Origin of the sequence: Microcystis sp. M083S1, from assembly GCF_020246405.1 — a bacterium.
Lineage (GTDB): Bacteria > Cyanobacteriota > Cyanobacteriia > Cyanobacteriales > Microcystaceae > Microcystis > Microcystis aeruginosa_C.
On the sequence record NZ_JADBTB010000004.1, the window covers coordinates 1 to 26,325 of the forward strand.

General features: G+C 43.8%; 8 protein-coding genes and 1 pseudogene. 1 reads left to right on the top strand and 8 read right to left on the bottom strand.

Features of this window, described 5'->3' with window-relative positions:
* The 8 genes and pseudogenes from IM450_RS00305 to bioD form a co-directional block, all read right to left on the bottom strand.
* The coding region (locus IM450_RS00305) for a non-ribosomal peptide synthetase (RefSeq protein WP_287670606.1) at window positions 1-1,956 on the bottom strand (1,956 nt) is incomplete at its 3' end.
* A 3-nt stretch (window positions 1,957-1,959) separates the two neighbouring features.
* A complete protein-coding gene (locus IM450_RS00310) occupies window positions 1,960-6,657 on the bottom strand; it encodes a non-ribosomal peptide synthetase (RefSeq protein WP_287670608.1) in 4,698 nt (1,565 codons plus the stop codon).
* Window positions 6,654-16,172: pseudogene (locus IM450_RS00315) on the bottom strand (MupA/Atu3671 family FMN-dependent luciferase-like monooxygenase); the annotation flags it as partial. The gene IM450_RS00310 and the pseudogene IM450_RS00315, both read right to left, overlap by 4 nt.
* A gap of 37 nt (window positions 16,173-16,209) precedes the next feature.
* Window positions 16,210-17,586 carry a hypothetical protein gene (locus IM450_RS00320; protein WP_287670612.1) on the bottom strand — a complete coding sequence of 459 codons (1,377 nt, stop codon included), beginning with the start codon at window positions 17,584-17,586 and terminating at the stop codon, window positions 16,210-16,212.
* Between the two features lie 406 nt (window positions 17,587-17,992).
* On the bottom strand, window positions 17,993-18,259 hold the full coding sequence (locus tag IM450_RS00325) for an acyl carrier protein (RefSeq protein WP_002733562.1): 267 nt from the start codon (window positions 18,257-18,259) through the stop codon (window positions 17,993-17,995).
* Window positions 18,260-18,407: 148 nt separating this feature from the next.
* The gene (locus tag IM450_RS00330) at window positions 18,408-20,150 is read right to left on the bottom strand and encodes a fatty acyl-AMP ligase (protein WP_287670614.1); all 1,743 of its coding nucleotides are present in this window, start codon (window positions 20,148-20,150) and stop codon (window positions 18,408-18,410) included.
* A 572-nt stretch (window positions 20,151-20,722) separates the two neighbouring features.
* Window positions 20,723-22,753 (bottom strand): pentapeptide repeat-containing protein, encoded by a 2,031-nt coding sequence (locus tag IM450_RS00335; RefSeq protein ID WP_287670616.1) that lies wholly within the window; start codon window positions 22,751-22,753, stop codon window positions 20,723-20,725.
* Between the two features lie 347 nt (window positions 22,754-23,100).
* Window positions 23,101-23,766: a dethiobiotin synthase gene (gene bioD / locus IM450_RS00340; protein WP_002804138.1), complete on the bottom strand. Its 666-nt coding sequence runs from the start codon at window positions 23,764-23,766 to the stop codon at window positions 23,101-23,103.
* A 370-nt stretch (window positions 23,767-24,136) separates the two neighbouring features.
* Between bioD and ilvB the strand changes: the two genes are divergently transcribed.
* A complete protein-coding gene (gene ilvB, locus IM450_RS00345) occupies window positions 24,137-25,990 on the top strand; it encodes a biosynthetic-type acetolactate synthase large subunit (RefSeq protein WP_287670618.1) in 1,854 nt (617 codons plus the stop codon).
* Window positions 25,991-26,325 lie beyond the last annotated feature (335 nt).

Consider the following 26,325-nt stretch of genomic DNA (forward strand, 5'->3'; position numbering starts at 1 on the left):
TGCTTGATAGGGAGGCAATTTTGCTAATAAAGAACTGTGGGTAATCAAAAAAGAAGCTTGACTATCTTCTAACATAAATAGAAGACGTTCAGTGGGATAGTCAGGAGCAAGAGGGAGATAAGCACCACCCGCCTTGAGAATCCCTAATAAGCCGATAATCATCTCTAAAGAACGTTCTAGGGAAATACCGACTAAGACTTCTGCTCCCACGCCTAAAGTTTGTAAATAATGGGCTAACTGATTAGCGCGATGGTTTAATTCAGTGTATGTTAATGATTGCTCCTCAAATACCACTGCGATCGCCTTTGGAGTCCGTTCAACTTGTGCTTCAAATAATTGATAAATACACTGCTCTTGAGGATAATCAGTCTTGCTATTATTCCAAGATATTAATAATTGCTCACGTTCCTTGGGTGTTAATAAAGGAAGTTCTTTAACTGTAGCTTTTGGATTGAGTATGATTGCCTGAACTAAATTTTGAAAATGTTCTCCCATTCTTGCAATTGTTGCAGTGTCAAATAAATCTCTGCTGTAAATCCAATCTATTGCTAAACCTTCTGAATTTTGCCAGCAGTTTACTTCTAGATCAAATCTGACAGTTTCTTCCACTGATAAAGATAAACTTTCAATACTTAAACCCGAAAGATTCCAAGTATCTTGAGAGGTATTTTGTAGCGCAAACATGACTTGTACTAAAGGATTTCTGCTCAAATCACGGTCAAGTTGTAGCTTTTCTACTAACATCTCGAAGGGTAGGTCTTGGTGAGCATAACCCTCTAAAGTTGTCTGTTTAACTTGTTCTAATAATTCTAAAAAACTGGGATTTTCTGATAAATTAATTCTTAAAGCCAAAGTGTTAGCAAAAAAGCCAATTAAAGGTTCGATCGCTGCTTGATTACGATTGGCGATCGGAGAACCTACCAGCAGATCTGATTGACCACTATAACGAGATAGCAAAACGGCGAAAGCGGCCAACAACGTCATAAAGAGGGTTGCGCCATGATCTTGACCTAACTTTTTAAGACTTTGAGTGACATTTTGATCCAGTTGAAAACGTTCAACTCCGCCCCGAAAACTTTGCACTGCTGGACGAGACCGATCCGTTGGCAAGGTGAGAACAGGAGGGACTGTTGCTAACTGTTCTTGCCAATATTTGAGTTGTTTATCTAAGACCTCACCTGAGAGATATTGACGTTGCCAAACTGCAAAATCTGCATACTGAATAGACAACGGAGGTAGAGGATTGCTTAAGTTGTTGAGAAAGGCTTCGTATAGAGCCGATAATTCCCGAATCAGAATCCCAAAAGACCAACCATCATAGATAATATGGTGCATTTTCAACAGTAGCACCGACTTCTGGGGACTCAATTGCAATAGCTTAAACTGAATCAGTAGCCCCACTGTTAAATCAAAAGCTTGTCCTGCTTCTAGTTCTGCTACTTGTTGAATTTTAGCGGATTGTTCATTGGGGTATAAATCCTGATAATTATCAACCTTTAAGCAAAAAGAACTAGGAGGCGCAATCGCCTGAATAGGTTCCCCTGAAACAGTAGGGAATGTTGTCCTAAAAATTTCATGGCGGTTAATTAATTCCCCCAAACTTCGCTCTAGCACAGCCAGATTAAGATTCCCCTCAATTTGCAATATTTCCAGGGTATTGTAGGAACGACTATCAGGAGAAAGATAATGTAAAAACCATAAACGCTGTTGAGCAAAAGAGAGAGGTAAATGGCCGTCTCTAGCAACAGGTTGAATGGGCAAATAATCGGTACTTTTAGACTGTTTAGCCCGTTGTAAAAATTGTAGTAATTCGGGTTTACGATCGCCAATTTCTTGACGGAGGGTAGCAGTTAAAACACCTTCAGGAGCCTGAGCGCGGAGGCGGTTTTCATCAGCTTCTAAAGTAATGCCTAAATCCCGTAGATAGCAGATAAATTTAACAATCGTTTTCGTCATAACTTAGAACTCCACTACCTCAGTATTTTCATGATTTAACTTTCTCTCTGAGCTATCCTGGGCAGCCCATTCCACGGCCTGAATATAGCTTGCAATGCCCGCAATCGTCGGTGATTCAAACATAATTTGCACAGAAAGATCAAGTTTAAAAGCTGAATTAATTCTCGATAATACCTGGGTAGCCAAGAGAGAATGTCCTCCCAATTCAAAAAAGTTGTCCTTAACACCAATACGTTCCAGTCCCAAAACTTCACTCCAAATTTGAGTAAGTTGAGCTTCAATCGGATTGCGGGGTAAGACAAAACTGTTAGCCAAATTACGAGTCGTCGCATCAGGAGAAGGCAATGCTTTACGATCCACCTTGCCATTGGGAGTCAAAGGAAGGGAATCCAGCAACACAAACGCCTGGGGAACCATATAACTGGGTAGCTTTTCTTGCAGAAATTCTCGTACTTTAGGAATTAATTTTTGGACTAACTTACCACGCAGAGGGTTGTTAGTGTAATCAGTCCAGGGTTTTGTTTTAAGGGCTTTTTCATCCCAAAAAGCAAGCTTTGAAACGGCTTCTGACACTGAATTACGCTGAAAAATGACATCAAAGGAACCGTCTTGACTACTTTCCCACCAACTAAGGTGAGCGGTGTAACCTAAAGACTCAGCTAACTGCCAAACCTGTTCAGGATTAATACCAGTATCTACTCGTTCTTTGAGAAGTTTTTTGAGTTGTTCAACCGTTTCAACATCAGGGGCATTTTCCACCCATTCCCAAATTTTTAGAGCCTGTTCAACTCGCTGATTAGGAATACCACGAATTCCCCAAAATTCAGGTTTTTCTGTCAATAATTTATCTTTAATTTGTGTTAAAGACAGTTGCTCAAGTTGCCAATTTAACCAGGTAATTACCGTTGGATTACTGCTCAATAATGATTGATTATTGATAGGCTCTAAATGGAGAGTGACATCATAGCGAAATTGAGTTAACTCATTGTGAGTTACACCCCGTTTGGGTTGAATTTCCACCCAGCTAATTTGAGAAAAATGTTGTTTTAAAGCCAGGAAAAATGTGGGATCAATGACCAGTTCTTCTTCACCTGCTACACTTTGACGCACCTGTTGTTGCCATTGTTCAACGGTTTTGGAATCAGAAGCTTGGGCTAATTGCACAGCCGCATGATATGGCTCTAATAGCGGTAAACTCCGCACATCCCCGACAAAAATCTGACCTCGCTCGCCAATGACATTGATCGCCCCTTCCAGTACCTGTAACAGATAATCCACACTGGGAAAATACTGAATAATCGAATTTAAGACGACGGTATCAAATTGACGCGGGGGAATGCCCTCAAAATTATCCGCCGTTTGACAGACTAACTTAACCTGTTCTAAACCTTCAACGGCATTGCAAACCTGTTCAACATAATTTATCGCCCCCTGGGAATAATCCGTTGCCCAATATTCAAGACAATGCTTTGCTACCCTGGAGAGTAACAAACCTGTACCACAACCAATTTCTAAACCGCGCTCTGGTTGGAAAGCCAAGATGCGACTAACAGTATTTTCGACCCACTCTCGCATTTCTGAAGCAGGAAGGGGTTGACGAGTATAACTGCTATTCCAACCCGTGATATTAAAAGTGAGATCAGCTAGGTTATCTTGCCCTTGACTATAGGTTCTTTCATAGAGACTTTGCCAATCACTGATATATTCACTTTGCCATTGGGCTAATTGCTCTGGTAGGGCCTCATTTTGCAGGGCGGGAACCAGGTAAGCAACGAGGCGTTTATCCCCAGTATTATTTTCCTTGGCAACGACTACACTTTCAGCTAAGAGGAAATATTGACTTAAAACGGTTTCAATTTCTCCAATTTCGATGCGAAAACCCCGAATTTTTACCTGATTGTCAATACGTCCCAAAAATTCTACATTGCCATCGGGTAAATAACGGGCTAAGTCTCCCGTTTTATAGAGTTTTGAGGGTTCTTCTCCCCCCTTATCAAGGGGGGTTAGGGGGGGATCAAAGGGATTGGCAATAAATTTTTCAGCCGTTAACTCAGGGCGATTGAGATAACCTCGTGCTAACCCTGCTCCGCCTAAATGTAATTCTCCTGGTACACCAATCGGTACAGGTTGTAGGTTTTGGTCTAGTAAATAGATTTGGACGTTGGCGATCGCCTTACCGATGGTCGGGGCCGAAAAGTGATCGAACGTTGGTGATTTGACCAGTCCAGAGGTCGCAACCACTGTATTTTCCGTTGGGCCATAGTTGTTAATCACCTGAAAGGGAAGGGACGCAGCAGGATAAAAATGAAGTTTGTCACCCCCCAGTAACAGGGTTTTGAGGCAAGAATGCTCAGGCCAATCCAAGGATAATAATTTTTCGGCTACAGGGGTTGGCACAAAACTAATGGTAATTTCTTGATTAAGTAACCAATCGCGTAAATCTGTTGGTGAAACCAAAATATTTTGGGGAACCAGATGAATACAAGCCCCTGCGGCGAGAGAAGGCCATAATTCCCAAACCATAGCATCAAAAGCAACTCCAGCTAATTGGGTCGTTTTATCTAAAGAACTAAGCTGAAAAGTTTGTTGATGCCAACTGATTAAATTGAGTAAGGCTTGATGGGGAATTAGTACGCCTTTGGGTTGTCCTGTGGAACCAGAGGTATAAATACAATAGGCTAGATGACTGGATTCTACCTTTAGGTCTGGGTTTGTCTGAGGCCGGGATGCAATCTCTGGCCAGTTTCTATCTAGGCAGATAATTTGGGTTTGAGTTTGGGAGAGTTTTTCTGCCAGTTTCGCTTGGGTTAAGAGGAGCGAAAGTTGAGTATCTTCGAGGATAAATTGGGTGCGTACTGAGGGATATTCTGGATCAATAGGGAGATAGGCCGCTCCTGCTTTGAGAATCCCTAAAAGTCCGATTACCATCTCTAAAGAACGGTCAAAATAGACTCCGACGATTTGTTCTTGACTAACCCCTAATAACTGAAGATAGTGGGCTAACTGATTGGCACGATTGTTTAATTCTCTATAGGTTAAAGCTTGATTTTCAAAGATGAGCGCGATCGCCTCTGGCTGACTGACTGCTTGAGCTTCAAATAACTGATGGACAAGCTTATCTTTAGGATAATCGGCTTGGGTTTGGTTCCAATCTACTAAAAGTTGCTTTTGTTCCTGTTCTGACAATAAAGGTAATAGGCTGACCGACTCTTGAGGATTAACAATAATCGCCCTGAGAAGATTCTGAAAATGTTCTAATAGACGTATAATAGTCGCGCCATCAAATAGGTCAATGTTGTAGCAACAGAATCCAGCTATGCCGTCGTTTACTTCTGATAAATGAACCTCTAGATCAAAACGAGCAGGCTCAAGTTCCCAAGACATTTCTTCAATGGTTAACCCAGGTAAATTCCAGGTTTCATTAGCAGCATTTTGAAGGGCAAACATCACCTGTACCAAAGGATTACGGTCTAATTTGCGCTCTAGCTGTAATTCTTCTACTAACATCTCAAAGGGCAAATCTTGATGCTCATAGGCATCCTGAGTGACCGCCTGTACTTGTTTTAAGAAAGCGGCAAAGCTAGGTTTTTCTGATAAATCTAACCTCAACGCCAAAGTGTTAACAAAAAAGCCAATTAACCCCTCAATTTCTCGACGATTACGGTTGGCGATCGCTGAACCAATGACTATATCAGTCTGGCCACTATAACGGGATAAAACCACCCCAAAAGCGGCCAACAAAGTCATAAACAAAGTACAACCCGACTGTTGACTTAAGGTTTTCAATTGTTGAGTCAGTTTACTATCTAGCTGAAATCTTTCTGTCTTGCCTTGAAAGGTTTGGATCGCAGGACGAGGGCGATCGGTGGGCAGTTCTAACAGAGGAGGAGCAGCCGCTAATTGTCGCTTCCAATATTCCAATTGAGCCGCCAAAACTTTACCCTGTAACCACTCTCGCTGCCAAACGGCAAAATCCGCATACTGAATTGGTAAAATCGGTAAAGTTGGTTCTTTACCCGCAACAAAAGCCCCATAGAGATGGGACAATTCACGAATAAAAACACCGATTGACCAGCCATCAGAAATAATATGGTGCATATTAATTAATAAAATATGCTTTTCTGGCTGCAATTTGAGGAGTTTTACCCTCAGTAAAGGACTCTGGGTTAAATCAAAGGGGGTTTGGGATTCCTGATAGGCTAATTTTTCGGCTTCTGTCTCCTTTCCAGCCAAATTAACCATCGCCAATTCCCAAACAGGATAGGGATCAATCACCTGCACGGGAACCCCGTCAACCGTCTGAAACCTGGTACGCAATGGCTCGTGACGTTGAATTATTGACCCTAGAGCTTGTTTGAGAGCTTCTACCTGAAGAGGCCCGCTTAAACTCAAGGCCCCTGTCATGTTATAGGTTCCCGTGGCTCCTTCTAATTGATACAAGAACCAGAGTCGCGACTGGGCAAAGGAGAGGGGTAATTGGCGATCGCGAGGAATGGGAAGGATGGTTCTAGGATTAATTTGCTCCTCTGAACCCAGTTGACTGAGAAAGTGAATGATTTCTGCTTTACGGTTTTTCAGTTCTGTTTGAATCTCTGGGGTCAATAGGCCCTGGGGCGCATTACAACGCAGGCGATCGCCGTCCATCCAGAGTTTAATATCTTGATTGGCTAAATCTGACAAAAAGGTTTCAATGGATTTCATATTTCGATCTCCTGGCGATCGCCTGATAAATCATCAATAGGGGTTTGTAATTTTTGTAAAGTGGCATGAATGTCCGTCACGGCTAAAGCCAAATCCGCCACAGTCGGTTGTTCAAATAGGCGACGCAGGGGCAACTCTAGGGCAAAACTTTCTCGTAACCGTGAAATAACCTGAGTGGCTTGCAAAGAATTACCGCCGATCTCAAAAAAGTTATCATCAATTCCCACCTTTTCCAGTTTTAAAACTTGACCAAAAATAGCAGCGATCGCCTCCTGGGTAGGATTTTTGGGAGCCACATAATCTACCGAACGATGTAACTCTGGATTGGGCAACGGTAAAGCCCGACGATCAATTTTGCCATTGCTGGTTAACGGTAAATTTTCCAGCACCAGCCAATAAACGGGAACCATATAGTCGGGAAGCTGCTGTTTAACAAACTCTCGTAATGATTGAGTCGTACAAGCAGGATCATTAAGGACAACATAGGCTGCCAAAGCCCGATCTTCGGGGCGATCGCTTTCATTCACCAAAACCACCGCTTCTCGTACCTGGGGATGGGAAAGCAAAACAGCCTCAATTTCTCCCAACTCAATCCGAAAACCGCGAATTTTGACTTGATTATCAATGCGTCCCAGATATTCAATATCACCATCGGGTAAATAACGAGCTAAATCTCCCGTTTTATAGAGTTTTGATGGTTGCTCTCCCCCGTTTTTAAGGGGGGTTAGGGGGGGATCAAAAGGGCTAGGAATAAATCGCTCTGTGGTCAATTCAGGACGATTGAGATAACCTCTTGTTACTCCTGCACCGCCCACATACATCTCTCCATGTACTCCAATCGGTACAGGTTGTAAATATTTATCCAGTAAATATACCTGCAAGTCGGGAAGATGACGACCAATGACACTACCCGTGTTATTTAAGTCAGTCATACTTAACGGGTGATAAGTAACGTGGACAGTAGTTTCTGTAATTCCGTACATATTGACCAATATGGGAACTTGGTCGCCGTGTCGTTCAAACCAAGGCTGTAAACTGTTGATTTCTAAAGCTTCTCCTCCAAAAATTACCAAGCGTAAACTTAAACCGTGATCTGTTGCCTGTTCCGCTTGAATTAACTGACGGAAGGCCGCAGGAGTTTGATTAAGAATGGTGACTTTCTCTTGACACAACAATTCTAAAAATAATAGGGGGGAACGACTAACCAAATAAGGCACTATTACTAATCGGCCACCATAGAGTAATGCCCCCCACATTTCCCAGACAGAAAAGTCGAAAGTGTAGGAATGGAATAAAGTCCAGACATCTTGAGAATTAAAATGATACCAAGAGTCCGTTGCTGCAAACAGTCGCACGACATTGGCGTGATTAACTAAAACTCCTTTAGGTTGACCTGTGGAGCCTGATGTATAGATAATGTAGGTTAAATTATCTGGTTTCGCGCCGCTTTCAAGGTTTGATATACTCTCTTGAGCAATTTTTTCCCATTGTCTATCCAAACAGATAATCTGTAGTTGCTGGTCAGGAATGGATTCTAATAACTTCTCTTGAGTTATTAAGACTTTCACTTGAGAGTCTTCTAACATGAACTGAAGACGTTCATTGGGATAGTCAGGATCAAGAGGCACATAAGCTCCTCCCGCCTTGAGAATCCCTAATAAGCCAACAATCATTTCCAAAGAACGTTCTACGGAAATGCCGACTAAGACCTCTGGCCCAACTCCTAAACTTTGTAAATAATGGGCTAACTGATTGGCTCGACTATTTAATTCACTGTAGGTTAATTTTTGGTTTTCAAAAATAACCGCGATCGCATCAGGAGTCCGTTCAACTTGCGCTTCAAATAATTGATGAATGCACTGATCTTGGGGATAGTCGGTCTTGGTATTATTCCAATCCACTAATAACTGTTGTCGTTCAGCAGGACTTAATAAGGGCAATTCCCGCAAATTTTGTCGCGGATCATTAATAACTGCCTCAAGTAAGGTTTGGAAATGACCCAACCAACGCTGAATCGTTTCATCTTTAAATAAATCTGTATTATAGTCACAGTCAATTAGAGCTTCTCCGCCTATTTCTGTCACATTCCAATGCAAATCTCGATCTTTAAAACTAATACTTTGAGGCAGTAAACTAACCTCTAATCCCTTCATTTTAGGTAAATTAATGGCTGGTTCTAAATTGAAACTGACATCAATTAAAGGAGAGCGACTGGTATTACGCGGTAAATCTAACTGATTGAGCAAGAGGGCAAAGGGATAGTCCTGATGTTCATAGGCTGATAACAAAACCCCCCGCATTTGTTTGAGATAATCAGCAAAAGTGGGATTACCTGCTAATTGACTGCGAATTGGTAAAAAATGGGTGCAATAACCCACCATTCCTTCACTATCTAAAAGGCCACGTCCAGACGTTGGCAGACCCACCAGAATATCATCCTGTCCCGTCAAACGATGAATGAGAATGTTATAAACTGATAACAGTGTCATTAAAAAAGTACAGCCCTGTTTACGACTAAATTGCTTTAGTTTTTCTGTAAATTGGCTATCTAAAGTTAGACTTTGACGATTGGCTTGGTAACTGGGTAAAGCTGGACGAGGTTTGTCAGTGGGTAAATGCAAAACGGTCGGATTGACAAGGGTTGTTAACCAATAAGCTTGCTGTTTTTTCAGTTCTTCCCCTTGACTGGACTGGGTTTGCCATTCAATCAATTCTCGAAACTGTTTTGGGGTTTTAAGATTAGCTGTAACCCCCTGACATTTGGCTGAATATAACTCTCCCAATTCCCGCAGGATTACTCCCATTGACCAACCGTCAGCAATAATATGATGGGTTGTTAATACTAACAAATGTAATTCTGGTTCTAATTTGAGTAGATGCCAACGCACCAGACAACCCTGGCTCAAATCAAAGGGTTTTTCACTTTCCGCTTTTAACCATTGTTCTGCTTGCTGTTGAGCCGAAACTTGGTCAGCACTGAAGTCTAAAATAGGGCAGTTAATCTCGACCTGGGGCAGTATTTCTTGACTATCTCCCTGGGCATTAATTTTGGTTCGTAACGCTTCATGGCGATCGCTGATTTGTTGAATAGCTTGATTCATTGCGACGGGATTTAATGGGCCACTTAATTGCAATGTCACTGATTGGTTATAGGCCACAGAGCCGTTGTCTCCTAATTGAGCCAAAATCCACAGTTGTCGCTGGGCTTCGGTGAGAGGGACTTGATTCCCCCCTAACCCCCCTTGATAAGGGGATTGATCCCCCCCTAACTCTCCTTGATAAGGGACTTGATCCCCCCCTAACCCCCCTTGATAAGGGGATTGATCCCCCCCTAACCCCCCTTGATAAGGGGGGAGATGAGGTTGATATAAGTCTTTTAGGGACTGGAGATAGGGTAAATTGGCCAAAACTGTTTGTTCATCTACCCCAAAATCAATAAAACAAGCCACTTCATCCACACCGATGGACTGCAAATGATCAATAATTTGACGACAGGATTCGGGTGTGCCAATTAAAGCACTGGTTTCTGTATAGCGTTTATAGGCAGAAGCGAGGAGAAAGTCCCGATCTTCTTCTCTTAATTGTTCAAAATCCACTTTCATGCCCTGGCTCTTGACCATGTTCTGCAAGAGTCCGACAGAGGAGGTGAGGTATTGCCCAAAGGGTTGGCGAGCCTGTTCTCGAACTTGCTCTAAATCATTGCCAACAAAAGTATGCAGGAGAACTGTCACCGTTCCCGACGCGGGATTATAACCATGCTCTGCTAAAGATTGACGATATAGAGCAATATTACGAGCTAAATCTTCCACGCTTTGCCCCATCAGATTGGTAAGGATATTAGCACCGATCGCCCCTGCTCTGATATAGGTATCGGGATTATTGACAATAGTAATCCAGCTGGGTAACTGGGACTGCATCGGTTGGGGATAGGTTTTAACCTCTACCGTTTGACCCTTTCCGTCGGGTACGGCGATCGCTTCCCCTCGCCAAAGTCTCTGGACGGTTTCAATTTCTTGGAACATCAATTCCCGATGTTGGCCAAAGGACTGGGGAGCCAAGACAAAATCCTGGGGATGCCAACCCGATGCAAAAGCAATACCGACACGGCCCTGGGAAAGATTGTCCACCACTGCCCATTCTTCGGCGACTCGGATGGAATTGTGTAGCGGTAAAACCACACTGCCTGATCGCAGTTGAATTTGTTGGGTTTCCCGTGCTAAAGCCGCCGCCAAAACCGAGGGATTGGGAGAAAAACCACCAAAAGCGTGGAAATGACGTTCAGGAATCCAAAGGGCTGTAAAACCAGCGCGATCGCCAAATTTAGCTCCTTCAAACAGTAAGTTATATTTATTCGGGTTAAATTCCGCTTCATAGCTACCAAAGTAGTAGAGGCTAAACTGTATAGTTTTGGGGACTTGAGACCCGATCACTTTCCCTAACTGACTGTCCCTAACAGAATGAGAATTTCCTCCCTTATCAAGGGTGACATCAACATCTCCCCCCTTATCAAGGGGGGTTAGGGGGGGATCAATCCCCTTATCAAGGGGGGTTAGGGGGGGATCAATCCCCTTATCAAGGGGGGTTAGGGGGGGATCAGTTTGAGGCCTTTGCATTGACCAGGAAGGCTTTTTTGCGGGGATAAAACCTCCTTGACGCAATTCTGCAACGCTATCTTTAACCGCTTGGACAAATTGGGCAAGATCGGCTTCCGTATGGGCGGTTGAAAGAAAATGTTTACGCCATTCCCAGACATAAATACCTTTTTCTACCATGTGATAGAAAAGTAAATCCAAATTGCCAGAGAGGGCAAACCGGAAGAAAGAACTAAACTGTTCGATTTTAATGGGAACTTCTTCGGCTTGAAAATAATGATTCAGTGTATCGGCTAAGGCCGCAGTGCGTTCAGTTAATTGTTGTTGCAGACCTGGCCCCTGCTCCTTTAAATGGGTCAGGACAGCCCTAGCCGCTACCATTGCTAACGGATGCTGATTAAAGGTTCCCCCAAAAAAGGTTCTGTCCACCCCAGGATAGGATTTATCGCCATAACGCCACATTCCCCCGTCAATGCTGTCCAGATAATGGGCCTTACCTGCAATAACTCCAATGGGCATTCCTCCCGCAACTACTTTGCCATAGGTGGCAATATCCGCCCGTACTCCAAATAAAGCTTGCGCTCCCCCTGGGTGCGATCGAAAACCCGTAATCATTTCATCAAAAATCAGGGCAATGCCCATTTGACTGGTAATTTGCCGCAGACTTTGGAGAAATTGCTTGGGTTGTAGTAAAGGATTGCCACTTTGAATCGGTTCTACTAAGACCGCCGCTAAATCCTGTCCCTGGCTTTTTAAATAATCCAAAGCCTCCGCACCGCCATAGTCTAATACCACCACATCGGAACCAAGGCTGGGGGGAACCCCTAGAGCTAGGGGAAGGGAGTGGGGTTGATTATCAATAATTTGGTTTCTAAAAAGGGTTCCGTCCGCATGGCCATGATAGGAGCCTTCAAAGATGGCAATTTTACTCCGACCTGTTGTTGCCCTGGCGATACGAATAGCGGCCATTACGGCTTCGGTTCCAGAGTTGCAAAAACAAGCTCGTTCGGCTCCTGTTAGTTCACAAATTAAGGCGGCCACTTCTCCCACAATTGGCGATCGCGGATTGAGATGAATGCCTTCAGTGAGTTGGCTTTGTAGGGCCGACATAATGAAGTCTGGTTGATGCCCAAACAGCGTTACCCCTTGCCCCATCGTCATATCAATATATTCATTACCGTCCACATCCCAAATTCTTGATCCTTGAGAACGTTGGGCCACAATGGGATAGAGCATCTCTTTAATGGACATACGGAATCCGACCGAGGCTCGACTATCTGCTAAACGCGGGCGATCACGTTGCACAATTTGCTTAGAGGTTTTGGTACGTTCCGTAAAGCGAGCAATTAATGCCTCTAGATGTTGCTGTTGTTGGGGAGTTAATCCACCTGTGGGTGGTTTTTTCGGCCCCCAGGGAGTGGCTGTTACTGTCGGTTTAGGAGCAGAAGCTTGATTGCTGGTTTGACGGGTGCGACTGGCTATTGGCTCTAGGTTCGCCGCTAATTGCTGGGGGGGAATTAACTGTTGTGTAAGTCCGTTTGACCTATTTTGACTGACAGAAGATGGGGAATTTTCTGTGGTTCGGGGAGTCGTCGGGGCAAAATTGGCCGTTTGCAAGACCTCTAACTGTTTGGCCATCAGTTGTAGCTGTTGACCCATAATGTTTTCCAGGGCAGAACTAGAAACGGTTGAACCTGAGGCTGTTACCGCACTGGTTTGTGGCACAGAAACTTGAGGCACTTCAACTCCTCCCATTCCCCCTGCTCCTCCCATTCCTGCAAGGGGGGCGATCGCCGAAACCTTTGGAGAAGCCGTTTGACCTTGAAAGCCGTTGGTATTAGAACTCAGCACGACATTGGGCGATCGGTTATTTGAGCAGGCAATGGGCGCAGAAAACACCTCGGTATTAACTTGAGTATTTTGGAAATCATTAGCCAGATTTTGAGCCAAATAAATAGCTAAAGCATCTAAATTTGATAACTCCTCAAATAACTGACGCATAGCAATTTTAACGTTATAGGTATTTTCAATCCGTCTGACCGCCTCAACCATGACAATGGAATCTGCCCCCATCTCCAGGAAAGGTGTATGAACATTGACATCAGCAGGGGACAATTGCAGTAAATTCCCCACTAGGGTTTGCAATGTGATTAGAATCTCCTGTTGTTTTTGATTGCTGGAGATAGCTTGGACATTAGTGGCATTGGTCGTCATGGTTGTTTCTTCAGAAGTCGGTTTAATGGTTTCAAGCCAATAGCGTTGACGTTGAAAAGGATAGGTCGGTAAGGCCAGTAAATTTTGTGAATAGTTTACATGAAAACCTTCCCAGTTTATTTTTGCCCCTTGGCAATCATAGAGAATCGCCAAACTATTTAGCAGGCTTTGTTCTTCTTCTTGAGGAGGGGCGAGGGAAAATAGCCAGGTAGCTGATGTTTCTGGACAACATTGTTGACCCAATCGAGATAAAGTCGGTTTCGGACTGACTTCTAAAAAAAGACTGAATTTCTGCTCGATCAGCGTTTGGATACTGGCATAAAATTGTACAGGGTTGCGTGCATGATTTCGCCAGTAACGAGCGTCAATGATTGCTCCTTCTGGTAAAACTTCCCCCGTTAAATTAGCAACTAAGGGAATTTGCAGAGGTAGGGAGGAAATAGCAGCAGCTTCCTGTTCTAAGGAATCTAAAATTGGCTCCAACAGGTGCGAGTGAAAAGCATGGGAAACTTTCAAAGGACGGACTTCTATTGCTTCTGCGGTTAAATGAATGATAATCTCAGCAATAATCGGCGCTTTTCCTGAAATAACAAAATTTTCTGGTCCATTAACAGCAGCGATAGCTACATCAGTCCTATAAGGCTCAATAACAGCTTTAACCCGCTCTTCTGCGGCAAAGACAGCAACCATTGCCCCATCCTTGGGGAGAGATTGCATCAGTTTTGCCCGTTTGGCAATCAGTGTTAACCCTTCTTCTAGACTTAAGGCTCCGGCAACAGTAGCCGCCACATATTCACCGACACTGTGACCAATTACTGCCGCCGGTTCTATTCCCCAGGAACGCCATAACTGTGCTAGGGCATACTCGAATGCGAATAAAGTGGGTTGGGTATAGGCAGTCTGCTCTAGGTAAAAACTCGCTGTTTCGGCTTCTGGGTCAGCAGGATAAAGAATTTCTAAGAGGGGTTGATCTAAATGGGGTCGCAGGATTTCAGCACAGCGATCCAAGGTTTGGCGAAAGATGGGTTGGGTTTCGTACAGTTGACGACCCATACCTACATATTGAGAACCTTGACCGGCAAATAGAAAAACAATTTTAGGTTTTTTCTTTTTGTTAATACTCTTCGGTTCTCTCATCCTTTCTTGGTTACTAAAGTTCTCTAACTTCTGCAACATTTCTAAGCGATCTCTAGCCACTACTCCTAAACGATGATTAAAGTGCGATCGCCGACTATTGGCCGTAAAACAAACATCAGCGAGAGGAATTTCATGATGATCAGCTAAATACTTTTGATAACAATGGACTAAGGCTTTTAAGGCTTCTTCATTCTTGGCAGATAAAGTCAGCAAATGCCAGGGACGTTCTATCAACTTCTGCCCATTTTGTTGATTATTTTTAACGGTGACAGGAGCTTCGCTAAGAATCACATGGGAATTTGTCCCCCCAAACCCAAAGGAACTGATACCGGCTAAACGTCGTTCGACACCGTTTTCACCAGGCTTAGGGGGTTTGGTCCGCCAGGGTTGAGCCTGAGTGGGAATCGCAAAAGCTGTGTCAGCTAGGGAAATATAGGGATTAAGGGTTTTAAAGTGGAGATTAGGGGGAATTTCTTGGTGTTGTAGGCAGAGAACGACTTTAATCAGACCCGCCATTCCCGCCGCCGCTTCTAAATGACCAATATTAGTTTTAACAGAACCGAGCCAACAGGTTTGATCGAGCGATCGCTTTTCACCCAAAACCGCTTTCAGAGATTTAACTTCGATCGGATCCCCCAATTCTGTCCCCGTGCCATGGGCTTCGACATAGCTAATCTGGGCCGGTTTTACCCTGGCATTTGCCAGGGCCTGACGAATCACCGCCTGTTGAGCAGGGCCATTAGGGGCTGTGAGTCCATTACTTAAACCATCCTGATTCACCGCCGAACCTTCAATCACTGCTAAAATGCGATCGCCGTCCTGAATGGCATCCCTAAGACGTTTAAGTACGACTACTCCACAGCCTTCCGAGCGCACATAACCATCGGCCCTTGCGTCAAAGGTTTTACAACGACTGTCGGGGGCCATCATTCTCGCTTGGGAAAAAACAACGGTTGTCTCTGGCGACAAAATGAGATTAACTCCCCCCACTAAGCAGAGGTTCGATTCTTGATTTTGCAAACTCTGACAGGCCAGGTGAACGGCGACGAGGGAAGAAGAGCAAGCGGTATCTACGGCCAAACTGGGGCCACGCAAATCAAACAGATATGATAAACGGTTAGCCGCAATACTGGTGCTGTTGCCTGTACCCACATAGGCCGTTAAATTAGCAGAGCTTTGGTAGGCTAGGCGATGATAATCCACATCACTGATGCCAATAAAAACCCCTGATTGGCTACCAGCTAAGGTTTCAGGCACAATTGCAGCATTTTCTAAGGCTTCCCAGGTGACTTCTAGTAATAGTCTTTGTTGAGGGTCTAGATAGGTGGCTTCTAGGGGAGAAATTCGGAAAAATTGTGGGTCAAATTGATCAACATTTTTCAGAAAACCGCCCTGGCGACTATACATCTTCTTGGCAGTGGCAGGTGTGGGATCGTAGAAACGCTCAATATCCCAACGTTCAGGAGGAATATCGGTGATCGCATCCCCCCCATTTCGCATGAGTTGCCAGAAAGCCTCTGGATTGTCAGCCCCTGGAAAGCGGCAACCAAGACCAATAATTGCGATGGGTTCCATTCAAATTCCTCTCAAATTCCTCACTGCGGTTTTTCTAATTTAATACGGTTACAGTTTCTTTAAATTGAAGAAAAGCTTTAATGTTATTGGTGATCGCCCGTTCAATTGACCCCCCAGCTTTCATGAGCCGCATTTCACGGTTAACTGGCCATAGATAATCCAAACTATCGGTCAAACGTAACATATTCTTCAGCATTTTTTGATGATACTTAACTTGTACATCGAAGCCCTGATGCTCTTGACATAAACATTTCTCTAGCCAATATAGAGACTCCTCTGCTGACAGTCCAAACAAAGGAGAACGCAAAATCTTATCGTAATAGGATAAAAAAGCAGCATCCTGTCGGAAAATAGACACCATCCCCAAGGATAAACTTCCTAAAAAGCCTTGTTGCATCCGATAAAAAACTAAATTGCCGATAAACTGTTCATAGGCTGTTGGCTTAGAAAACTCTTTGTATAAATCACGGCCAATCAATTGGGAAGTCGTGGTATGAAAAGCTTCATCTAAAAGATGATAATGGGAAACTGCTGTAGGAACAGGAATAAACTCCCCTTTTCTTTCTAGTTCTCTCAAATAGCGAGAATATTGATATTCATAGTTTTTTAAGCCCATATTACCCGTTAAACGATAGGTATAGTGCTGACAGGCTAAAAAGGGGGAACTGCCCCAATGAAAGGCAAAAAATTGCAGCAAAAACTGAGGATTTGCCACCCCAAAGTAGCCTTTGTTAGAAGCATTTAGAAATACACCTTTTTTCTCTAAATCTAGCAAATGAGAAGAATAATACTTTGATGAGTTGTTGAGCAGAGCTTTACTTAAAGAACGTAAACCTTTATATTGCAATTCTGAGTAGGAGGAAACCGAAGTAAGATTTAAAATTTGTTCTCCCACTCTTGAGGTTATTTTCTTACTTTTATCCGCTTTACTGGTAGTATTTTTATTGGGTTTCAGCTTAAAAGCCTGTTTGCCTAACAGAGCAAATTTTGTTTTACTACCAATAGTTTGAAAGGCATGGATATGGTACTTTTCTTGATCACTTTCATGATCCAAGGTCAAACAAAGAGAATCGTAGCCACCGACCTTAGCAAAGACACCCGCCGTCACCTGATTGTAGTTAATCGTACTGGCTTCACTGGCAGCAATGTAATCATACTGTGCGCCCCAATATAAATGATTGAGAGCTAACTTTTGAGAAGCGGAAGCTTGTTCATAGAGGGGAGTTCCATACAAAATCGACAGTTCGGGGTCTCCCCATAGATGCTCACTATTACTGGCATAATCAAAACTTTTTGCAAGGGTTTCAATTTTTTCGGTATAGTCAGATTCGAGATTGTGACGATAATTAGTATTATTCAGTTTGAGAGTTCTAGGGGATTGCTGATTGTCAATAGGGTTACTGTCCGACATGATTTTAGATTTCTCAATAGTAGTAATGATTTTTGTTTTGGCCAATTCAAGCTGTTAGTTTGCTCAAGTCGATAAACTTGAATGAGTTGTTCTGGGTTAAGCTGTTGGGGGATTCATCTAGGTTTTCCTTTCTTGATGGTACAAGTCAGAAGTCAGATTACCTTGATGGGATTCCTTTAGGGAATACTCCCCAGTGGGACACTTCGTTTTTGGATTGGCGAACAATTCACTTTACCAGAACTCATTATAATCATCCATCTTTGCTAGGATGATCCAAAAAACGCAAGTTTTCTAAAAGTGTTATTTTTTAGCCAACTTTCGGGAAAAGTCTCAAGCTTTTTCCCTACACCTTACCCCACAACCTGTCTCATTTTCAAGCAGCTTGCCACCCCATCAGCCCAAAATGTCAGGGTTCACTAACCTGTTTAGCCAACTTTTCTAGAGTTGGATAATCGTAGATCAGGGTGCGATCTAAATCTCGTCCTAACCAATCCTCTAGATCAGCGATCAAAGCAACTGCCATAGAAGAATCGAGACCATATTCATCAAAGGGAACGCTCAGATCAATCTCATCTTCGTCCACTTCCATCATCTCTGTCATGTAAGCTACTAACCAGTTTTGAATTTCCGTTAGGGTCGGTTGTTTTTTGTCGTTTGGGATTTCTGTGGACATTAGACTCAGTTTGCTTTCTTGAGAAATGTAGTTAAAGTTTAAGGAATTTTCAAATCCAGAGACATGGACTTAAGGGGAGAGAAAGAATTGCTCGAAGTTTCAATCGATATACGAATTTAACACATTAAGTGCCGATCAAGAAATTTTCTTAGTCCAAAATTTCCAGGCTTCCCTCTAAAAATTTGGCCCGACAGCCACGACGCTGAATTTTACCGCTAGAGGTTTTTGGTAAACTGCCAGTCCTGATCAGCGCGATCGCATAAACTTGTAAATCATATTCCTGGACAACAGCTTTACGAATGGCTCTTTTTACCTCGTCTATATCTACCTTACGGAGCCAGGTGCGCTCCACTTCCTGAACGACCACGAGCTTTTCTTCGCCCTTATTTTCAACGGTAAAAGCAGCCCCACAACTGGGACGCAGAGCGGGATGACTATTTTGGACGGTTAATTCAATATCCTGGGGATAATTATTGCGTCCTCGAATCAGAATAATTTCCTTGAGCCGACCTGTGACAAATAATTCACCGTCTTTGATAAAGCCCAAGTCTCCTGTTCGCAGAAAAGGCCCGGCTCCTGTATCTGCCAAATAAGCTTGAAAGGTTTCCTGAGTCTCTTGAGGTTTTCCCCAATAGCCTTGGGCGATTGTTGAACCTGATACCCAAATTTCGCCGACAATTTCAGGGGAGCAAGGTTTCAGGGTTTCAGGATTGACAATGACGATTTGAGTATCAATCGTTGTCCAGCCGCAACCCACGAGGGTCTGCACATTGGTATCCGTTTCAGTGGCTCCCACAATCTTATTTTTTTCTAAAGCATTAGCCTGAACGGGATAAAAGTAAGGGGGACTGTCATAACTAACCGCCGTAACTTTCAGGGTGGCTTCTGCCAAACCGTAGCCAGGACAAAGGGCCGTGGCTTTGAAACCAGAAACTTGAAAAGCCTCCGCAAACTTTTTTAGTACCTCCGCTCTGACGGGTTCGGCCCCATTTAAGGCCATGCACCAATGGCTTAAGTCTAACGTAGCCCGTTTTTCAGGGGGAATTTTCCGTACACAGAGATCGTAGGCAAAGTTGGGGGCCGCACTATGGGTCGCTTGTTTATCGGAAAGAGCTTGTAACCAACGTAGTGGTCGTTCCATAAAGCTGGCAGGGGACATCATGTAACAAAGAAATCCTTTGTACAAAGGCTGAATAACCCCATAAATCAGACCCATATCATGGAAGGTCGGTAGCCAAGTGACCATTACGCTATCTTGATCATGGCCCCAACCACGATCTAAATCGGCTGAATTAATCAACAAATTATGGTGACTGACCATTACTCCCTTTGGAGTTCCCGTTGAACCAGAGGTGTATTGTAGAAAAGCGAGACTGTTTTTTTCGAGGGTTGGTTCTAGCCAATCCTCCCTGAGGTGATGGTCAATTTCATCGGTAACAATCCATTCCATTGCGCCTAATTCAGAGTCTTTAGCCCATTGGTTTTTTAAACTGGGAAATAAAGCGGCATTGGTGAAGGTAAATCGGGCTTGAGAATCGGCAATAATCGCCTGTAAACGCAAAAGGTTTTGATTCCGTCGGGGTGGATAGGCGGGAATGGCGACGACTCCCGCATACAAGCAACCAAAAAAAGCTGAAATAAAATCTAGTCCTGGGGGATAGAGCAGTAAACCCCTTTCGCCCTTGGCTTCTAAGGATTGTAGATGAGCCGCGATCGCCCTAGCCTTTTGATCCAGTTCCCCATAGGTTAAACGAGCTTCTTCGATTTCTCCGTCTCGCAGAAAAATATAGGCGAGGCGTTCCGGTTGACTGCTTGCCCGATAACGGAGTAATTCAACTAGGGTTGAGAATTTATTCAAGGGTTCTTGCAGATCACCATAGTGAATAGTCATCTAAGTACAGGAGGAAAAACTTGAAAAGTAGGCGGGAGTAAGGTTTTATGAGAAATAGCACTAATCTCGAAACCCCCGTGAACCAGTATAGGGAAAAAGTCCCTGAATTTTCCTCCCAATCCCTCCAATGGTCGGCACTTTTTGAGGGAAAAAAAGTCTAAAAGCCTTATCCAACAAGGTTTTTAGATTTATTCAGCCAGCCCTAATTAATTTTTGAGGGGTCAAGAACGGCAAAAATAAGGATTAAATCGCATAAAATTTGTAAATAGACTATTTTAATTGATTATTATTCATTCCTAATTCTCCTGACTACTGGCTACTGACTCCTAACCCTAACAACAATTTTTTATTCTTACAAGAGGTCTTATTTTAACCTATCATTTGGCAATTTTATAATAAAACTATACCATTTTTCTTTATTCGTAGCAGGCATAACCAGGTGCGTCTCCTATTGGTGATTTCCTCTCACATATAGGTGAGCAGCAGAAGTTGTTCAAAGAGGGCGAATACAATTCGCCCCTACAATCATACCCTCCTACATCCCATCTTTGTCATCACTATTTTCAGAGAAATTAATCTTCTTGTTTAGTTAATCTTTCGATCAATTGGCGTACTTCTCTCTCCTCTTGGGTTTTTCCCTGCTGTTGATAAAGAGTAGCAACGGTTTGAAAATCAGCGAAAGCCTCTTTTTTGTTACCCATGTTGTATTTTGTCCAAGCACGGTTATACAAAGCATTAGCATGATTGGGATCGAGCTTCAGGACTTGATTATAATCTGCTAGGGCTTTAGACCATTCCTTGCGAGCGTAGTACAAACTACCCCGCAATACATAGGCTGATTTCCCATTAGCATCAACTGCCAGAGCTTGCTCGATATCTTTGAACGCTAAATCAATTTGCTCTAAATTCCAATGTGCCAAAGCCCGTTCTAGATGAATATTAACCAATGCCGGCGATTGCGCCAAGGTCATCGGAGCCAAACCCTTGCTGTAACTTGCCATGGCTACATCAGGAGCGATCGCCACAACTCGTTGATAATCTTTTTTGCTCTTTTCGACTTCTCCGATCTGCTGATAAAGTAGGCCTCGATTCAAGTACACTATCGGTAGGTTGCCATCGATCTGCAAAGCTCGCTCGTAATCAATCAAGGCATCGCGCAAATTGCCTAAATGAACTTGTATCGCCCCTCGATCATTGTAAACCGATGCCAATTCTGGTTGTAGGGCAATGACTTGATTGTAATCGGCCAGAGCCTGATTAAAATCTTCTAGGCGAGCGTAGGCATGACCTCTTTGGTAGTAAGTCAGAGCATCATCGGGTTTAATAGTCACAATTGCCGTAAAATCCTCAATAGCACCTTTATAGTCTTGTTTTTGGTATTTTTCTAGTCCTTGTTGCCATAAAGCACTTGTATCCTCGGGAGTGATTGCGGTGGTAGTATTGGCTGGGGGAACCTCTAGGGACAAATCAGCCAGATCGTGAGAGGGAATACGACAAACATTACCACTGGTAAGGTCAGTCACGGGAATTTTTTCTTTACAGGGAGCAGTAGATTTGGAACCATCCGATAAAGTGACATTACAGAGATTAGACCGGTCTAATTCCGTTTTGTCTAGTTGCGCTCCCGTTAGATCCGCGTTACTCAGATTAATATTGGTCAGACGAGTCGAAGTTAAGTTAGCGTGGTCGAGAATGCCATTCACCAAGTAAGCTTGATCAAGATTAGCTTGACTGAGATCCGCTTCGCTAAAATTAGTGTTTCTTAAATCAGAGCCTTCGAGCAGGGTTTTGATCAGTAGTGCTTGCCTGAAATCGGCCGCCGTTAATTGTACTCCTTTTAATAGCGCCTGACTGAGATCCGCGTTCACAAAAGTCGCCCCAGTTAGATTGGTCATTTGGGCGTTATGGTAAACAAAGGTGCCACCATAACCAGCGATTGCCGTTCCCAGAGAAACCACGTTACCTAAAGCTTGCCACCAAGGAGTTTGAGCTTTATCGGGTGAAAAATCCGCACCTTTAAGATTGGCTCGATCAAAATGAACACAAGGCGCCCGCACCGCTCGTAATTTCGCTTGTTCTAAGTTAGCACCCTGTAGATTCCCATAGCCCAGAAAAGCCGGCTTGCCGTCGTGCATGGTCAGATCCGCTCCTTGCAGATTGGCCGATTCCAGCAGCGCTCCTCGTAATTGTACCCCGCGCATTTGCGCCTCAACTAGATTGGCATTTTTTAAGTTGATAAAATCCAAGTTAGCGTTGACTAAGTTCGCTTTGGCTAAATTCGCCCCTTCTAAGTTGGCCTTTTCTAAATTAGCGTGGATTAACTTAGCTCCTTCTAGGTTCGCTCCTGCTAAGTTAGCATTAGTGAGATTGGCATCCTGCAAATTGGCATTTTCTAGATTGGCATTTTCTAGATTGATATTACTGAGATTAGCTTTGCTAAGATCGCAGTTTGGGCATTCTTTGGTTGCTAATAATTGTTTCATTTGTTCAGCGTTTGCTGCTTGAGCAATGAGATGATTACCAGAAACGCTTACTAAACCAATACTGATGACAAAGAGTCGCCAAAAAACTGATGATAACCTCGGATAAGGATTGCTGTCCATACCTTTACCCCCCGCAACTTTTTAAGTTTTTATCGCTGAACGACTTTTATTTTGTATTGCTATTCTTAGTTTGTTGTCCTTGGCCTTAATGTCCCAAAAATTTTATCGCTATATATATAATGTGCGGCTAACTAATTTACGCATCCATACCTCTAGTTCCCATTGTCCCGAAATTATGCTCGTATTTGCCAAGTTTTGCCATAATTTTTCAAGAATTTTCATAAGACTTTGTATTTTTGCCTGAGAATTTAAACTTTTCCAAATAAATATATATTTTTATCAGAAATAATATATATTTAACAAATATCTCTTGACAAAAATTCCAAAATCTGCTAGGGTTTCCTGCTCTAGATAATAATTTCTGGCCAACTAGCTACCACCGAGGCCAATTTATCCAAATCCCGACGATCTTCGATAAAGGGAAAAACACCTAAAACTGGACAATTAGTCAAGGATTGAATTAAATCGATCGGTGTTAACTGCTCTATCTCCGTCTCCGTGCGCGGTTCGAGACAATTAAGGATAATTCCGCCTAAATTGACCTTTTTCTGCTCTGCTAGGGCAATATTAGCCACCGTTTGGGAAATCGCTCCCAATTTCACCGGCACCACCAAAAGCGTTTTTAACCGCCATTGAGCCGCTAAATCCGCCAAAGTTAGCTCGTGAGTGACAGGACAACCTAAACCCCCCAAACCCTCAATTAAAACCAAATCTTGGCTTTTTTGTAGGTTCAGCAGAGCTTGCCACACTGTCCCCAAAGGAATATCTCGACCTTCCAAATCAGCAGCCACAGGAGGCGCTAAGGGTGCTTGATATTGCAGCGGTGTGATCATTTCTAATTGACCCTGAAATAAGCCCTCATACCATTCTCGATCGCCTTGACCCGTTTGCATTAATTTCATCAGCCCCAAGGCCTTCGATGGATAGTATTTTTGCCAATAAGCCACTAAAGCAGTGGTGACAACGGTTTTACCCGCGTCAGTATCCGTAGCCGCAATCAAAAGACTATTCATAAAACTCCCAGGCTCAGTCAAGATCAGGTAAAATCACCAATATTTATCATCTTATCCCCCCATCTCCCCATCTCCCCACTTCCCACTTCATAATTCATAATTCATAATTCCCCATCTCCTCACTTCCCCCCGCAACGCGCACGAAGTGGTCTCCCCACTTCCCACTTCATAATTCATAATTCATAATTCCCACTACCCCACTTCCCAGATATTGCATGGGTAAGATGCAAAAAGAAAAAAAACTGCAGCCAAAAAGGTGAGATGGAATACACTAAAAGTATAAGGTTATCAATTTTGCTATTTTTCAAGTTGCATCCTAGGCAACAGAATTGCAATTATCCCTCTAGTTAGAAATTGGACGGTTTGCCCTGTGGTTTCATCACTTCCCAAGCCCAATGACTCTTTAACAACGGTTCCCCAGCGTTGTTCTGGGGCTTATGCCTTGATGGACAGTCTCAAACGTCATGGTGTTAAGCACATCTTCGGTTATCCGGGTGGTGCGATCCTGCCCATCTATGACGAACTCTACCGCTTTGAAGAACGGGGAGAATTACAACATATCTTAGTGCGCCACGAACAAGCGGCCGCCCATGCCGCCGATGCCTACGCTAGGGCCACCGGCAAAGTGGGGGTCTGTTTCGGTACTTCCGGCCCCGGGGCGACCAATTTGGTGACAGGCATCGCTAATGCACACATGGACTCCATCCCGATGGTGATTATCACCGGTCAGGTGAGTCGGGCGGCCATCGGTTCCGATGCTTTCCAAGAAACCGATATTTATGGTATTACTCTCCCGATTGTTAAACATTCCTATGTGGCTAGAAATGCCAGCGAAGTAGCAAGAATCGTCGCTGAGGCCTTCCATATCGCCAGTACAGGACGACCGGGGCCGGTTTTAGTCGATATTCCCAAAGATGTCGGTTTAGAACAGTGCGATTATATCCCCGTCGAACCGGGAGATGTGAAACTAAGCGGCTATCGTCCCACGGTTAAGGGTAATCGCCGTCAAATCGAGGCCGCTTTACACCTCTTGGAAACCGCCGAAAAACCTTTACTGTACGTTGGTGGAGGCGCAATCGCAGCGAATGCCCACGCCCAAATCGCCGAGTTTGCCGAGCGTTTTCAGTTACCCGTTACCACCACCTTAATGGGGATCGGTGCTTTTGATGAACATCATCCCCTCTCGGTGGGAATGTTAGGAATGCATGGCACCGCCTACGCTAATTTTGCCGTGACCGGGTGTGATTTATTAATTGCCGTCGGCGCTCGTTTTGATGACCGAGTAACGGGGAAATTGGACGAATTCGCCTCGAAAGCTAAGGTAATCCATGTGGATATCGACCCGGCGGAAGTGGGCAAAAATCGCGCCCCTGACGTGCCGATTGTCGGGGATGTGCGGGTAGTTTTAGAACAAATACTCCAAAAAGCCAGAGAATTTGATTATCCCACTAATTCCGATCGCACCCAAGCTTGGTTAGCCCAGATTGATCGCTGGCGCCAAGATTATCCCCTGCAAGTACCCCGACCGGAAGGCAGACTTTCCCCCCAAGAAGTGATCGTTGAGGTGGGTCGTCAAGCACCCCACGCCTACTATACCACCGATGTGGGCCAGCATCAGATGTGGGCAGCCCAATTCCTCAAAAATGGACCCCGACGTTGGATTTCTAGCGCGGGATTGGGGACGATGGGTTTCGGTTTACCAGCTGCTATGGGGGTAAAGGTGGCCATTGCCGATGAGGAGGTCATCTGTATTAGTGGTGATTCCAGTTTCCAAATGAATCTACAGGAATTAGGCACCCTAACCCAATTTAATATTCATGCCAAGACGATTATTATTAATAATGGTTGGCAGGGTATGGTACGTCAATGGCAAGAAGCTTTCTATGGGGAACGTTATTCTAATTCCAATATGGAAGTAGGAATGCCGGATGTGGAACTGTTAGCCCAAGCTTACGGCATTAAAGGGATTACTATTCGCCATCGAGAGGAATTAGCCGCAAAAATTGCCGAAATGTTGGCCCATGATGGTCCGGTTTTGGTCAATGCGATCGTGACTAAGGACGAAAATTGTTATCCCATGGTCGCCCCCGGTCAAAGTAATGCGCGTATGATTGGTTTACCGAAAATTGTCACCAGAAGTTGTGAAATGCTCAATTGTCCCAGTTGTGGCGCGGTTAACAGTGTGAATAATAAATTCTGTCCTGAATGTGGGGCGAAATTGTAGCCAAACATTGTTAATCAATTATCTAGCCTCCGTTCAGGATAACGGAGGTTTTTCGCTTTTTCTCTACTATTTAGGGTTTGCTGAATAAATCTAAAAACCTTGTTGGATAGGAATTTTAGACTTTTTCCCCATCAAAAAGTGCCAGACCTTGGGGTGATCGGGGGGGGGAAATTTAGGGACTTTTTCCCTGAAAATTAAGTAGGTAGGCGAAAAAACTTATAAAATAGCAGAGAACCCTTTGTGGAGGAGGAATAAAACCTTGCCAGCCCCTCTAAAAATTGATTTAAGTGAAGAAGAAGACAAAAACCTGCTAGAACTGCAAAAACTTGCAGGAA